Raw genomic sequence first — 13,304 nt, forward strand, 5'->3', positions numbered from 1 at the left:
TGGGACTCACTTGGACTGGGAGGCCTTCAGTTCGGCGAGAACGGCATCGGCGTGGCCGGCAACCTTGACCTTGCGCCAGGACTGCACGATGCGGCTGTCGGGGGAAATCAGGAAGGTGCTGCGTTCGATGCCACGTACCTGCTTGCCGTACATGTTCTTCATCCTGATCACGTCGAAGGCGCTGCACAGCGCTTCGTCGCCATCGCTGACCAGCGGGAAGTTGAAGCCCTGCTTGGCACAGAAGTTGTCGTGCGACTTCACCGAGTCGCGCGAGACGCCCAGTACCACCGCGCCTGCCTTCCTGAACTTCGGCAGCAGGGCGTTGAAGTCGATGCCTTCGGTGGTGCAGCCCGGGGTGCTGTCCTTGGGATAGAAGTACAGCACCAGCCATTGGCCGGCATAGTCGCCGAGGGTGGCCTGGTCGCCGCCGGACAGTGCCAGCGGCAGGGAAAGGGTGGTGCTGTCCAGGGTGTCGCCGTTGTTCATGAGGTCCTTCTGTCGAGCCTGGGTTCTTGCCATTACAGCTACATGAAACGCCACGCGCCCGTGAGAGACGCGCGAAGAATCAGAACTTCATCGGATCCATGATCGCGTCAAGGTTCAGGTGGTCGCAGAACTCGAGGAAATCGTCGCGCAGCGCGGCGATATGCATGTTGGCCGGCACGCCGATGGTGACCTGTGCGCTGAACATTTCCGCGCCGGTCTGCATGGCGCGGTAACGGGTGCTCTGCAGGTTCTCGATGGTGATGCCCTGGCGATCGAAGAAATCGGCCAGCTGGAACAGGATGCCCGGCTTGTCGGCGGCGATCACTTCGACGATGTAAGGCAGCAGGTTGGACTGCGCCTGCTTGGCGGCGGTGCGGTACCAGACCAGCTTCAGGCCCTCCTCGCGCTCCAGCCGGGTGAGCATCGCCTCGAGCTTGGCCACCGAGTCCCACGAGCCGGTGGCCAGGGCGGTAACCGAGACATCGCGGCCGACCGTGGCCAGGCGTGCATCCACCAGATTGCAGCCGCTGTCGGCGATGCGGCGGGTGACGGACAGCAGGGGGGACTCCGGATGCGTCGTATAGGCGTTGATCAGGAGGTGGTTTTCGCTCGGCGCGGGGCGCGGGGTGGTGTCGGTCAAGGCGATTCCGGGTAATGCATGCGTTAGTCTGAATGCCCGCCAGAGGCGGGGATCCACCGGTGTCCAGCATACTTGCCCGTGCTTTCGCGCCGCAAGTAACATTCAAGTCGCCCCCGGCCTTTCGTGGCGGGCGTTTTCCCTTCCCAGCCAAGAGCAGCACGTCCTTGTCCCTTTCCGGCCTCATCACCGCGCTGGCGACCCCGTTCCGGGCCGACGGCGCCCTCGATCCCGACGGTTGGCAGCGCCTGCTGCACCTGCAACTGGAAGGTGGCGTCCATGGCGTTGTCGTAGCCGGCTCTACCGGCGAAGCGGCAACCCTCACCGACGCCGAGTACGACCTGCTGCTGGCCAGCGCGGTCGAGCGCATCGGCGGCCGCATTCCGGTCATGGCCGGTACCGGCCTTTCGGGCACTGCCAAGACCATCGAACAGACCCGTCGTGCCGCCGCCCTCGGCGCCAGCCACGCGCTGGTGGTCACGCCGCCGTACGTGCGGCCTACCCAGGCAGGCCTGATCGCGCACTACCGTGCGGTGGCCGACCAGGGCGGGCTGCCGGTCGTGCTGTACAACGTGCCCGGCCGTACCGGTTGCGACATGCAGCCTGAGACCGTGGCCGAGCTGGCCAGCCACCCCAACATCGTCGGCATCAAGGAGGCGGTGGGCGACACCGGCCGGGTGCAGGCGCTGCTCGCTCTGCGCAGCCCACAGTTCTGCGTGCTCAGCGGTGACGACGGTACGGCCGCGCGTTCGATCCAGGCCGGTATCGACGGCCTGATCTCAGTGGGTTCCAACGTGCTTCCCGGCGCCTACCGCCGGATGTGCGAGCTGGCCGCCGCACACGACCACGAAGCCACCGCGTCGTGGGATGCGCGCCTGCATCCCTTCCATGATTTCTGCGGCGTCGAACCGAACCCGATCCCGGTCAAGGCGCTGCTGCGCCGCATCGGCATCGGTCACGACCTGCGCCTGCCACTGCTGCCGTTGTCGGCAGCGCATCATCCGGCTGCCGACCATCTTGCCGGCGACATCGCCGCCCTCGAAGCCCTTTCCAGCCACTGACCTTCCGTCTTGGTCTGACCCAGGAGATTCACATGCGTCAATCCGTTTCCACCGTCCGCGTGCTGTCCTATGCCCTGCTTGCTGTGGCGGTCGCTGCCGGCACCACCGGCTGCTTCAAGCGCGGCGCCAAGGGCGACTACGCCCTGGCCCCGGAAATGCGTCCGCTGGAAGTGCCGCCGGACCTGAACCTGCCCAATGCCACCGCCGACAACAAGGTGCCGACGCTGGCCTCGGCCACCAAGCCGGCGGCGCCGGTCGCTGCAGCTCCGGCAGCGGGCAGCACCGGTTTCACCATTGCCGGTGGCAAGGATGAAGCCTTCGCCAAGGTCGGTACCGCACTGGAAGGCGTGGAGGGCGTGACCATCGCCAGCCGCGCGCAGCTGCTGGGTTCGTACGACGTGGCCTATGAAGGCAGCAACTTCCTGGTCCGCGTGGTCGCCGTCGATGCCGGCGCCTACATCTCCGCGGTTGACCCGCGTGGCCTGCCGGCCACCGCCGAAGCGCCGGTGAAGCTGATCGCCGCGCTGAAGGCGAAGCTCGCCCAGTAAGGGCTGGTCGGGTGGCTGCGGGCCTTGGTCCGCACCCGCTCTGGTAGCGGCCAGCCTTGGTCGGCGCTTTTGTGCCAACCAGGGTTGGCACCTACCGGATAGCGCGGTTGATGGATTCCAGATCGCGCGGTTGGCAGATGCCGGATCCTGCGGTTGGCACCTGCCGAAGAACAGAAAAGGGCGCCCATGAGCGCCCTTTTCGTTACCGCCGTGGGCGCTTCTCAGCGCTCCAGCAGCTTCAGCTTGTCCGGCTTGCCATCCCATTCGCCGGCGTCGGCGGGCGGGTCCTTGCGCACGGTCAGCACCGGCCACGCCTTCGCCAGCTCGGCGTTGAGGGCAACGAAGCCTTCCTGTCCGGCAGGAACATCGTCCTCCGGGAAGATCGCATTGACCGGGCACTCCGGCTCGCAGAGGGTGCAGTCGATGCACTCATCCGGGTCGATCACCAGGAAGTTCGGGCCTTCGTGGAAGCAATCCACGGGGCACACTTCCACGCAATCGGTGTGTTTGCACTTGATGCAGTTTTCGGTGACGACAAAGGGCATGGGCTTGGGGGTGGATCGATTCCTGAACCCGCCAATTCTAGAACAGGTTGGCCCCCGGTGTCGGCGCGGGGCGCAAAACGGGCGTCTGGCAGGCGCGACCGTGGGAGTCATTGGCGGCACGGTGGGGCCTGTGCGACGCTGCGGGGCACTCGGTCGCCCACCGTGGCCGGACTCCCTTCCCAGCAGGATCGTCCATGTCCCAAACCCAGCCCAGCACCGCGCCCCATGGCGGTGAGAACACTGCATTCATCGTCCTGATCAGCTGCGTGGCCACCCTTGGTGGATTCCTGTTCGGTTTCGACAGTGGTGTCATCAATGGCACGGTCGATGGCCTCCGCCAGGCCTTCAACTCCAGTGAGGCGGCGCTCGGTTTCGAAGTCGCCTCGATGCTGCTGGGCTGCGCGATCGGCGCCTTCCTGGCCGGGTGGCTGGGTGATCGCCTGGGGCGCCGCGGTGTCCTGATCGTGTCCGCGCTGATGTTCCTTGTCTCGGCGCTCGGTGCCGGCGCGGCCCACGCGTCCTGGCTGTTCATCGCCGCCCGCGTGCTGGGCGGTTTCGCGGTGGGCGCGGCCAGCGTGATGTCACCGGCCTACATCGCCGAAGTCGCCTCGGCGCGTTACCGCGGCCGGCTGGCCACGGTGCAGCAGATGGCGATCATCTGCGGCTTGTTTGCGGCCTTCCTCAGCAATTACCTGCTGGCGCGTGCCGCAGGCGCCTCGACCGAGCCCCTGTGGCTGGGCCATGAGGCCTGGCGCTGGATGTTCTGGATGCAGGTGCTGCCATCGGGGCTGTTCCTGCTGTTGTTGCTGGTGATCCCGGAAAGTCCGCGTTTCCTGGCGTTGAAGGGGCGGCAGGGGCAGGCGAGGGCGGTGTTGACGCGGCTGTACGGCGAGGCTGCGGCCACCGCAAAGCAGGCCGAGATCGAGGCCAGCCTGACCGAGGATCTGCACAAGCCGCGCTTCGGCGACCTGCGCAACAAGGCCACCGGCAAGCTGCGGCCGATCCTCTGGGTGGGTATCGGCCTGGCCATGTTCCAGCAGCTGGTCGGCATCAATGTGGTGTTCTACTACGGCGCGGTGCTGTGGCAGGCGGTGGGCTTCTCGGAAAGCGACGCGCTGCTGATCAATGTGTTGTCCGGCGCGCTGAGCATCGGTGCCTGCCTGCTGACGGTGCTGCTGATCGACCGCATCGGGCGCAGGCCGCTGCTGTGGGTCGGCTCGGTCGGCATGTCGGTGGCGCTGGTGCTGATGGTGGTGGCGTTCGCCAGCGGCAGCCTGGCCGGCGGGCGCCTGCAGCTGTCCGATGGCATGGGGCGGCTGGCGCTGGTGGCAGCCAACGTCTACGTGGTGTTCTTCAACATGTCCTGGGGCCCGGTGATGTGGGTGATGCTGGGCGAGATGTTCCCCAACCAGATCCGTGGCCCGGCGCTGGCGGTGGCGGGTGCGGCGCAATGGACCTCGAACTTCGCGATCACCGTGACGTTCCCGATGCTGCTGGCCGCCATCGGCCTGGCCGGCGCCTATGGCATGTACGCCGTCGCGGCGATCCTCTCGATCGTCTTCGTGGTCCGCTACGTGCGCGAGACCAAGGGCAAGGAGCTGGAGCAGATGGAAGGCTGACGGCCGGCCTGTGTTTCAGCGCCTCCCTGTTCTGCGGGGAGACGGCAGGTCCGCCGATCCAGGACACGCCGTAAACCCATCCATGGCGCCATCGAGCACCATGGATGGGCTTTTGCGTGTCCAGAAAAGGGTGGCCCGCCCCCTCCTGCGCAGGAACAGGGAGGCGCACAAGCGGCCAATCCGACCGCAATCACTGCAACCCCGGAAAACAGAAAAGCCCGCACATGGCGGGCTTTTTCGGTTCCTGCTGCGGCGACTGGCGCTCCCTAGGGGACTCGAACCCCTGTTTTAGCCTTGAGAGGGCCACGTCCTAACCACTAGACGAAGGGAGCGTAACTGTGTCGCTGCCGAGGCAGGAGCGCTAGTATATGCACCTCGATGCCATTGGGCAATCCCGAAACTTCAACCGGAAGCGCCAACATCATTTCCCCTGCTACATCACCGTTCAGCCTGCGCGTCATCCCGCGCGACCAGCACACGATCTCCCGCAAGGACATCAGCCCGAACGCCCTGCGCGTGCTTTATCGCCTGCGCGATGCCGGCTTCGGCGCCTACCTTGTCGGCGGCGCGGTGCGCGATCTGCTGGTCAATGGCCAACCCAAGGATTTCGACGTGGCCACCGATGCCACGCCCGAACAGGTCAAGCAGCTGTTCCGCAACTGCCGCCTGATCGGTCGTCGGTTCCGCCTCGCCCACGTTGTGTTCGGCCGCGAAATCATCGAAGTCGCCACCTTCCGCGCCAACAGCGATGACGGCAGCGGCGACCGCGAGATGGAAAACGGCATGCTCGTGCGCGACAACGTGTACGGCACCATCGAAGACGACGCCGTCCGCCGCGACTTCACCTGCAACGCCCTGTATTACGCCATCGAGGACTTCTCGGTGCGCGACTACACCGGCGGCTTCGAAGACGTCCAGGCGCGCCTGATGAAGCTGATCGGCGATCCCGAGCAGCGTTATCGGGAAGACCCGGTGCGCATGCTGCGTGCGGTGCGCCTGGCGGCCAAGCTCGGCTTCCAGATCGAAGAGGGCACCGCCGCACCGATCCCGCATCTGGCCGGCCTGCTCAACGAAGCCGCGCCCGCGCGGCTGTTCGAGGAAGTGCTCAAGCTGTTCCTGTCCGGGCACGGCGTGGCCAGCTTCGAAGGCCTTGAGCGTTACGGCCTGCTGGACGTGCTGTTCCCGGAGAGCGCCAAGGCGCTGAAGTCCAACCGCACCGGTGCGCTGCGCCGCATGCTGGTCGAGGGCCTGGCCAACACCGATGCCCGCGTGGCCAACGACGAACCGGTTTCGCCGGCGTTCCTGTTCGCGCTGCTGCTGTGGCCCGCCTTCTGCCGTGCACAGGCAACCCTGCTCAAGCAGGGGGTGGCACCGGAAGAGGCGCAGCGCCGCGCCGCCGACCGGGTCACCGTGCAGCAGCTGAGCACCATCGCACTGCCGCGCCGCTTCTCGCTGCCGATGCAGGAGATCTGGCTGCTGCAGTCGCGCTTCAGCTCGCGCCAGCGCAAGCGCGTGTTCCGTACCCTGACCCACCCGCGCTTCCGTGCCGCATTCGATTTCCTCAGCCTGCGCCAGGTCGCTTCGTCCGAGCATGCAGTGGATGTCGAGTTCTGGCGCGAAGCACAGGCGCAGTCCGGTCGCGAGCTGGAGTCGTCGCTGGATGCGATGCACAGTGAAGACGGCGATGACGAGAGCGGGGCACCGCGCAAGCGCCGCCGTCGCCGTCGACGTCCCGGTGCTGCTGCGGCGGGCGAGTAAGCGATGACCCTCGCCTGGATCGGCCTCGGCGCCAACCTTGGCGACGCGGCCGCGACCGTGGGCGCGGCGATTGCCGCGCTGGACGGCCTGCCGGGAACGCGCCTGCGACAGGCCTCGCGGCTCTATGCAACGCCGGCCTGGGGCAATGAAGACCAGCCGCCGTTCGTCAATGCCGTGGCTGCGGTCGAAACCACCTTGCCGGCCGATGAGTTGCTGCAGGCGATGCTGGCGCTGGAGCGGGGCTTTGGCCGCGTGCGCGATCCGGCAGTGCACTGGGGGCCGCGCGCGCTGGACCTGGACCTGCTGCTGTATGGCGCGCAGGTACTCGATCAGTCCGGTCTGCAGGTACCCCATCCCTACCTGCACGAGCGCGCCTTCGTGTTGGTGCCGCTGGCCGAAATCGCGCCTGATCTGGCCATTCCCGGTCATGGCAGCGTGCGGGATGCAGTGGTGCGGGTGGATGCCTGCGGGATTGCGCCGATAGGGTGATAATGACCGGGTTATCTCCCCCGGTTATCAGCACATGAGCACCCACGCAGACAGCAAGCCCTGGACCGTTCCCGCCCTGGCCGAGGCCAAGCGCAATGGCCAGAAGCTGGTCATGTTGACCGCCTACGACGCTGGCTTTGCCCGCACCTTTGATGCCAATGGCGTCGACCTGATCCTGATCGGCGATTCGCTGGGCATGGTCGTGCAGGGCCATGATTCGACCTTGCCTGTGACCGTGGCCGACATGGTCTACCACACCCGCGCCGTGGCCCGCGTGTTGCAGCGTGCGCTGCTGGTGGCCGACCTGCCGTTCGGCGCCGACGCCACCCCGGAACGCGCGCTGGATGCATCGCTGCAGCTGCTGCAGGCCGGTGCCGAGATGGTCAAGATCGAAGGTGCCGGCTTCAAGGTCGACATCATCCGCTACCTGGTCGAGCGCGAGATTCCGGTCTGCGCGCATCTGGGCCTGACCCCGCAATCGGTGCTGCGCCTGGGCGGCTTCAAGATCCAGGGCCGCGGCGATGCTGCGCGCCAGCTGGTGGAGGATGCCAAGGCCGTGGCCGCCGCAGGCGCCAGCATCATGGTGCTCGAATGCGTGCCGACCCCCGTCGCCGCCGAAGTGACCGCTGCGGTGGATGTGCCGACCATCGGTATCGGTGCTGGCCCGCAGTGCGATGGCCAGGTGCTGGTGCTGCACGATTTCCTCGGCCTGGACAGTGGCCATCGCCGTCCCAAGTTCGTCAAGGATTTCCTTGCCGAAGGCGGCTCGGTGGCCGGTGCCACCCGCGCGTTTGCCGACGCCGTGCGCGACGGCAGCTTCCCCGACGAACAGCACGCCTACGCCCAATGATCCAGACCTTCAACGAGCTCGGCGCGCTGCGCGGGCAGATCGCCCAGTGGAAGCGCGAGGGCCTGCGCGTGGCGCTGGTGCCGACCATGGGCAACCTGCATGGGGGCCACCATTCGCTGGTGGCCCTGGCCCGCCAGTACGCCGACAAGGTGGTGGCGAGCATCTTCGTCAACCCGACCCAATTCGGGCCGAATGAAGACTTCAGCCGCTACCCGCGCACGCCCGAGGCCGACGTGGCCGGGCTGGAGCAGGCAGGCTGCGATGCGGTGTGGCTGCCCAGCGTCGAGGCGATGTACCCGCTGGGCGTGGACAAGACCACGCGCATGCACGCGCCGGGCGTGAGTGAAGTGCTGGAAGGTGCCAGCCGTCCGGGCCACTTTGACGGCGTGTGCACGGTGGTGGCGCGCCTGTTCCTGCAGGTGCAGCCGGACGTGGCCGTGTTCGGTCGCAAGGACTACCAGCAGCTGGCCGTGATCAAGCAGATGGTGGCCGAGCTGTCGTTCCCGGTCCAGATCGTCGGCGCCGAGATCGTGCGTGACGAGGACGGCCTGGCCAAGAGCTCGCGCAACCAGTACCTGAGCGCCGAACAGCGTCCGGTCGCGACCACCATCCACCGGACCCTGCTGGGCATGCGCGAAGGCTACGTGGCCGGGCAGGCACGTGATCGCATCGAGGCCGAGGCCACTGCTGCATTGCAGGCGGCCGGTTTCCAGGTCGACTACGCGGTGCTGCGCACTCCGGAGCTGGCCGAGCCGACGTTCGACGGCGGCGGCCGGGTGGCGCTGATCGCCGCACGGCTCGGTACCACCCGGCTGATCGACAACCTGGAGTTCTGAGCCGCATGTGGCTCCGGGGCGCCCGCAACGGGCGCCTCCAACCTTCCCATGGACGGGAGACCGGAAATGAACGGCGCCACCACTGATTCCTGCGGTGTTGCCCAGGCCTCGATCCTGGCAGTACTGGCCGCAGGCATGCTGCCCGCGCAGCTGTTCGGCGGCCTGCTGTTCGCAGTGGACCTGGGGCGTACGCCGGTGCCGGCCCTGACCGGTGGCGGCCTGATGTTCGTACTGGCGGTCTGCAATGCCATTGCCGTGCTGCTGCCGATGGCACTGATCCTGCAGTCTCAGCAACGTCTGCGCCGGATCGGTTTCGTGCTGGTCGGCTTCGGGCTTGGCGCCCTGGCCATGGCCAGGGCGCCAAGCCGGGCGAGGACAGCGGCCCGTTGCTGCGGCGCCTGCGCTACGTCGATACGTTCGATGTGATCAGCTATGCCCTGCAGGTGCTGGCCGCCGGCGGCTTCGGCGTGGTCGCCGGATTGGCCTTCCATGCGGTGTTCCGGCTGTCACTGGAAGGCCATCCCTGCGCGGTCCCCGGCGGGGCAGGCGGGCGAGGGCGCCTGAACGGCCTTCAGCGTCCTGCCGCAGCCCCCTGACGATGGCCGGGCGGGTGCTAGAATCCGCTCTTTCCTTTGCCGTTGCAGCGCCCCCATGCACCTGTCCCTGCTCAAGACCAAGATCCACCGCGCCACCGTCACCCATTCCGAGCTGAACTACGAAGGCTCGATTGCCATCGATGACAACCTGCTGGCTGCCACTGGCATCCGCGAGTTCGAACAGGTGCATATCTGGGACGTGACCAACGGTGCGCGCTTCTCGACCTATGCCATCCGCGCCGAAGCCGGCAGCGGCGTTGTCTCGCTCAACGGTGGCGCCGCGCGCCACGTGCAGGTCGGTGACATCATCATCATCGCCGCGTTCGCCAGCATGACCGAGCAGGAAGCTGACAGCTTCAAGCCGAAGCTGGTGTACGTTGATGGCAAGAACCAGATCACCCACACCAACGACACGATCCCGACCCAGGCCGCATGACAACGAACAACGGATTCGACTCGCTGCATTCCCACGCCCAGCGCCTGAAGGGCGCAAGCATTCCCAGCCTGCTCGCCGCCGAACCCGGCCGCGTGCAGGACCTTGCGCTGCGGGTCGGTCCGTTGTACGTCAACTTCGCCCGTCAGAAGTACGATGCCGCGGCGCTGCAGGCGTTGCTGGCGCTGGCTGCCGACCGTGATGTCGGCGGCGCCATCACCCGCCTGTTCCGCGGCGAGCAGGTCAATCTGACCGAAGGCCGCGCCGCGCTGCATACCGCGCTGCGTGGCGACGTGGTCGATGCGCCGGTGGCGGCCGAGGCCTATGCCACCGCGCGTGGCATCCGCCAGCGCATGGGCGTGCTGGTGCGCGCGCTGGAAGACAGCGGCGTGACCGATGTGGTCAGTGTCGGCATCGGGGGTTCCGACCTCGGCCCGCGCCTGGTCGCCGATGCGCTGCGCCCGGTCACCGGTGCGCGCCTGCGCGTGCATTTCGTGTCGAACGTGGACGGCGCCGCCATGCAGCGCACGCTGGCCGCGCTGGATCCGGCGAAGACTGCCGGCATCCTGATCTCCAAGACCTTCGGTACCCAGGAAACCCTGCTCAACGGCCAGATCCTGCACGACTGGCTGGGCGGCAGCGAGCGCCTGTATGCGGTCAGCGCCAATCCGGAGCGCGCCGCCAAGGCCTTCGCGATCGCCGCCGATCGCGTGCTGCCGATGTGGGACTGGGTCGGTGGCCGCTATTCGCTGTGGTCGGCGGTTGGTTTCCCGATCGCGCTGGCAATCGGCTTCGAGCGTTTTGAACAGTTGCTGGAAGGCGCGGCGCAGATCGATGCGCATGCGCTGGATGCACCGCTGGAGCGCAACCTGCCGGTGCTGCACGGCCTCACCGACGTCTGGAATCGCAACCTGCTGGGCCATGCCACGCACGCGGTGATGACCTACGACCAGCGCCTGGCGCTGCTGCCGGCTTACCTGCAGCAGCTGGTGATGGAAAGCCTGGGCAAGCGCGTGCAGCGCGACGGCCAGCCGGTCACCGTCGACACCGTGCCGGTGTGGTGGGGTGGGGCAGGTACCGACGTGCAGCACAGCTTCTTCCAGGCGCTGCACCAGGGCACCAGCGTCGTTCCGGCCGACTTCATCGGCTGCGTGCACAACGATGATCCGTACACGATCAATCACCAGGCCCTGCTGGCCAACCTGCTGGCGCAGACCGAAGCGCTGGCCAATGGCCAGGGCAGCGAAGATCCGCACCGCGACTACCCGGGAGGCCGGCCGAGTACGCTGATCCTGCTCGACGCGCTGACCCCGCAGGCGCTGGGTGCACTGATCGCCATGTACGAGCACGCCGTGTACGTGCAGTCGGTGATCTGGAACATCAACGCCTTCGACCAGTTCGGTGTCGAGCTCGGCAAGCAGCTGGCCAGTGGCCTGCTGCCGGCGCTGCAGGGCGAGGATGTGGCGGTTGCCGATCCGATGACCCGCGAGATCCTGGCGCAGTTGAAGGGCTGATGCCCTGGTAGTGCCGGCCGCTGGCCGGCATCCAGGTGATGCTTCAATCGTTCATGAGGTTGCCGGCCAGCGGCCGGCACTACCGCAGCGGATGGGTTGCCGGCCAGCGGCCGGCACTACCGCGTCAGCGGCTCGGGTCGCGTTCCGGGCTCGGCCGCTTGGCCAGCTTGCGCTGCAGCGAGCGCCGGTGCATGCCGAGCAGGCGTGCGGCCGCGGACACGTTGCCGCCGGTCTCGTGCATCGCCTGCTGGATATGTTCCCACTGCAGGCGGCTGATCGGCGTCATCGCGTCCGGCACTTCCATTTCGCCGTCGTCGGCCGGGCCGTCGTCCTCCTCACCGAGGGCGCGCAGGATCATCGGCACCGTGGCCGGCTTCGGCAGGTAATCATCCGCGCCCAGCTTGATCGCCTCCACTGCGGTGGCGATGCTGGCATAGCCGGTCACCAGCAGGATGCGCATGTCCGCGCGCAGTGCGCGCAGCGGCTGGATCAGCGCCAGGCCGGAATCGCTGCCCAGCTTCAGGTCGATCAGCGCGAACGCCGGCGGATGCTGGCGGGCCAGTGCCAAGGCACTGGCGGCATCCTGTGCGGTCTGTGTTTCCAGGCCCTTGCGGGCCAGGCTGCGCTGCAGGGTGCGCAGGTACAGCTCGTCGTCGTCGACAAGTAGACCAAGGGTTGAGGCGCTCATGGGGTTTCCTCGCGTGGGGCCAGCGGCAGGCGGAAGCCGACGCGGCTGCCGGCCCCCTGGGCCGGGCGCATCCACATCTCGCCGTCGAGGCGTTCGATGGTGGCATGGGACAGGGCCAGGCCGACGCCCATGCCCTCGCTCTTGCTGCTGCCGAACAGCTTGCCCGGCAGCACGGCGGCACGGGCGTCGAAACCATGGCCGTAGTCGCGTACTTCGCCGATCAGGTCGTCGCCCTCGATGCGCAGGTCCAGGTCCACGCGCGGCCGGCCGGCCTTCTCGCCGGCATCGGCGGCATTGTTGAGCAGGACCATCAGCAGATGGCCTACGCCCGGGTCGAGTGGCAGCCGCAGCGGCGCATCGTCGTTGCGATGCAGGTCGATGGTCGGTCGCACCAGGCGCCATTGCTCCAGAACCTGCTGGGCGCTGGAGTGGCTGCGACCCGGTGCATCGGCCGACGCCGGGGCGGCCAGTGCCAGCACGCGCTCGCGGCACTGCACCAGCAGCTCGCGCAGGGTTTCCATGTCCTCGCGCACTTCCGGCTCTTCGCTGCGCTCGGCGACGTCATCGGCGAGCAGGGTCATGGTCGCCAGTGGTGTGTTCAGTTCATGTGCCACCGAGGCGGCATGGGTGGCCAGGGCGACGATGCCCTCGTTGCGGGCGAAGCGTTCACGCAGCGCCGACAGTTCCAGTTCGCGCTCCCGCAGGGCCAGCGCCAGGCGGGTGGAGAAGGCCAGCACCACGGTGGCGGAAATCAGGAAGTTGGCGACCACGCCCCAGCGATTGAGGTCCTGTGCGCGGAAGTAGCCGTCCGGCAGCGCCTGCCCGAAGATGCCGCTGGCGGCGTAGCCGAGCAGGCAGGCCAGCGCGACCGCCAGTGCCCAGCGCAGGGGCAGGGCGAACGCGGCCAGCGCGATCAGGATCAGGAACAGTGAACTGAACGGGTTGGCCATGCCGCCGCTCCAGCCCACCATCCAGGTCAGGATGATCACGTCCACCAGGATGTGGCCGAATGCGGTCAGCGGCGCAGTGTCGGCCGCCTCCGGGCGCAGCTGGGTATAGACGTTGAACAGGGCCAGCACCGCCACGCCGGCCCACAGCGGCAGCTGCGGCAACGGCAGGCCCAGCACCCAGGTCGCGACCAGGATGGTGGCGGCCTGGCCGCCTACGGCAAGCCAGCGCAGGCTGCACAGGGTACGGAGAAACGGGGCGTCGGGACCGGTCATTCACGCTCATCGTATGCGTTC

Annotated in this window: 14 protein-coding genes, 1 tRNA gene and 1 pseudogene; 10 read left to right on the forward strand and 6 right to left on the reverse strand. The window is 67.4% G+C overall.

Annotated elements, in window-relative coordinates; genetic code table 11:
• Nucleotides 1-6: 6 nt before the first annotated feature.
• A complete protein-coding gene (locus KXV01_RS03230) occupies nucleotides 7-486 on the reverse strand; it encodes a peroxiredoxin (RefSeq protein WP_049411307.1) in 480 nt (159 codons plus the stop codon).
• 79 nt (nucleotides 487-565) lie between these two features.
• Complete coding sequence (locus KXV01_RS03235) at nucleotides 566-1,126, reverse strand: glycine cleavage system protein R (RefSeq protein ID WP_005409051.1); 561 nt, start codon at nucleotides 1,124-1,126, stop codon at nucleotides 566-568.
• Nucleotides 1,127-1,290: 164 nt separating this feature from the next.
• Between KXV01_RS03235 and dapA the strand changes: the two genes are divergently transcribed.
• Nucleotides 1,291-2,184 (forward strand): 4-hydroxy-tetrahydrodipicolinate synthase, encoded by an 894-nt coding sequence (gene dapA, locus KXV01_RS03240; protein WP_049411309.1) that lies wholly within the window; start codon nucleotides 1,291-1,293, stop codon nucleotides 2,182-2,184.
• 32 nt (nucleotides 2,185-2,216) lie between these two features.
• Complete coding sequence (locus KXV01_RS03245) at nucleotides 2,217-2,732, forward strand: hypothetical protein (protein WP_049411312.1); 516 nt, start codon at nucleotides 2,217-2,219, stop codon at nucleotides 2,730-2,732.
• 221 nt (nucleotides 2,733-2,953) lie between these two features.
• On the opposite strand, the gene fdxA is transcribed toward KXV01_RS03245, so the two are convergent.
• Entirely contained in the window at nucleotides 2,954-3,277 is a 324-nt protein-coding gene (gene fdxA / locus KXV01_RS03250) for a ferredoxin FdxA (protein ID WP_049411316.1), read from the reverse strand.
• Between the two features lie 194 nt (nucleotides 3,278-3,471).
• Between fdxA and KXV01_RS03255 the strand changes: the two genes are divergently transcribed.
• Nucleotides 3,472-4,896, forward strand: coding sequence for a sugar porter family MFS transporter (locus KXV01_RS03255; protein WP_164284649.1), 1,425 nt, complete (start codon nucleotides 3,472-3,474; stop codon nucleotides 4,894-4,896).
• Nucleotides 4,897-5,153: 257 nt separating this feature from the next.
• Here KXV01_RS03255 and KXV01_RS03260 read toward each other — a convergent pair.
• Nucleotides 5,154-5,228 (reverse strand) — tRNA-Glu (locus KXV01_RS03260).
• 46 nt (nucleotides 5,229-5,274) lie between these two features.
• Between KXV01_RS03260 and pcnB the strand changes: the two genes are divergently transcribed.
• From pcnB to pgi, 7 genes and pseudogenes are all read left to right on the forward strand, one after another.
• Nucleotides 5,275-6,654 carry a polynucleotide adenylyltransferase PcnB gene (gene pcnB, locus KXV01_RS03265; protein WP_161801669.1) on the forward strand — a complete coding sequence of 460 codons (1,380 nt, stop codon included), beginning with the start codon at nucleotides 5,275-5,277 and terminating at the stop codon, nucleotides 6,652-6,654.
• Nucleotides 6,655-6,657: 3 nt separating this feature from the next.
• Complete coding sequence (gene folK / locus KXV01_RS03270) at nucleotides 6,658-7,143, forward strand: 2-amino-4-hydroxy-6-hydroxymethyldihydropteridine diphosphokinase (RefSeq protein WP_263467505.1); 486 nt, start codon at nucleotides 6,658-6,660, stop codon at nucleotides 7,141-7,143.
• Between the two features lie 34 nt (nucleotides 7,144-7,177).
• Complete coding sequence (gene panB / locus KXV01_RS03275; protein ID WP_049439732.1) at nucleotides 7,178-7,993, forward strand: 3-methyl-2-oxobutanoate hydroxymethyltransferase; 816 nt, start codon at nucleotides 7,178-7,180, stop codon at nucleotides 7,991-7,993.
• Entirely contained in the window at nucleotides 7,990-8,829 is an 840-nt protein-coding gene (gene panC, locus KXV01_RS03280; protein ID WP_099486916.1) for a pantoate--beta-alanine ligase, read from the forward strand. The genes panB and panC overlap by 4 nt, the downstream gene beginning before the upstream one ends.
• A gap of 66 nt (nucleotides 8,830-8,895) precedes the next feature.
• A pseudogene (locus tag KXV01_RS03285) lies at nucleotides 8,896-9,425 on the forward strand (hypothetical protein).
• Nucleotides 9,426-9,480: 55 nt separating this feature from the next.
• Complete coding sequence (gene panD, locus KXV01_RS03295; protein WP_005409061.1) at nucleotides 9,481-9,861, forward strand: aspartate 1-decarboxylase; 381 nt, start codon at nucleotides 9,481-9,483, stop codon at nucleotides 9,859-9,861.
• Nucleotides 9,858-11,372, forward strand: coding sequence for a glucose-6-phosphate isomerase (gene pgi / locus KXV01_RS03300; protein WP_164284646.1), 1,515 nt, complete (start codon nucleotides 9,858-9,860; stop codon nucleotides 11,370-11,372). The genes panD and pgi overlap by 4 nt, the downstream gene beginning before the upstream one ends.
• Before the next feature lie 124 nt (nucleotides 11,373-11,496).
• Here pgi and KXV01_RS03305 read toward each other — a convergent pair whose 3' ends face one another.
• Nucleotides 11,497-12,060, reverse strand: coding sequence for a response regulator transcription factor (locus KXV01_RS03305; protein WP_005409063.1), 564 nt, complete (start codon nucleotides 12,058-12,060; stop codon nucleotides 11,497-11,499).
• Nucleotides 12,057-13,283, reverse strand: coding sequence for an ATP-binding protein (locus KXV01_RS03310; RefSeq protein WP_049414674.1), 1,227 nt, complete (start codon nucleotides 13,281-13,283; stop codon nucleotides 12,057-12,059). The genes KXV01_RS03305 and KXV01_RS03310 overlap by 4 nt, the downstream gene beginning before the upstream one ends.
• Nucleotides 13,284-13,304 lie beyond the last annotated feature (21 nt).

This window comes from Stenotrophomonas sp. Ps181, assembly GCF_025697425.1.
GTDB classification, from domain to species: Bacteria; Pseudomonadota; Gammaproteobacteria; order Xanthomonadales; family Xanthomonadaceae; genus Stenotrophomonas; species Stenotrophomonas sepilia.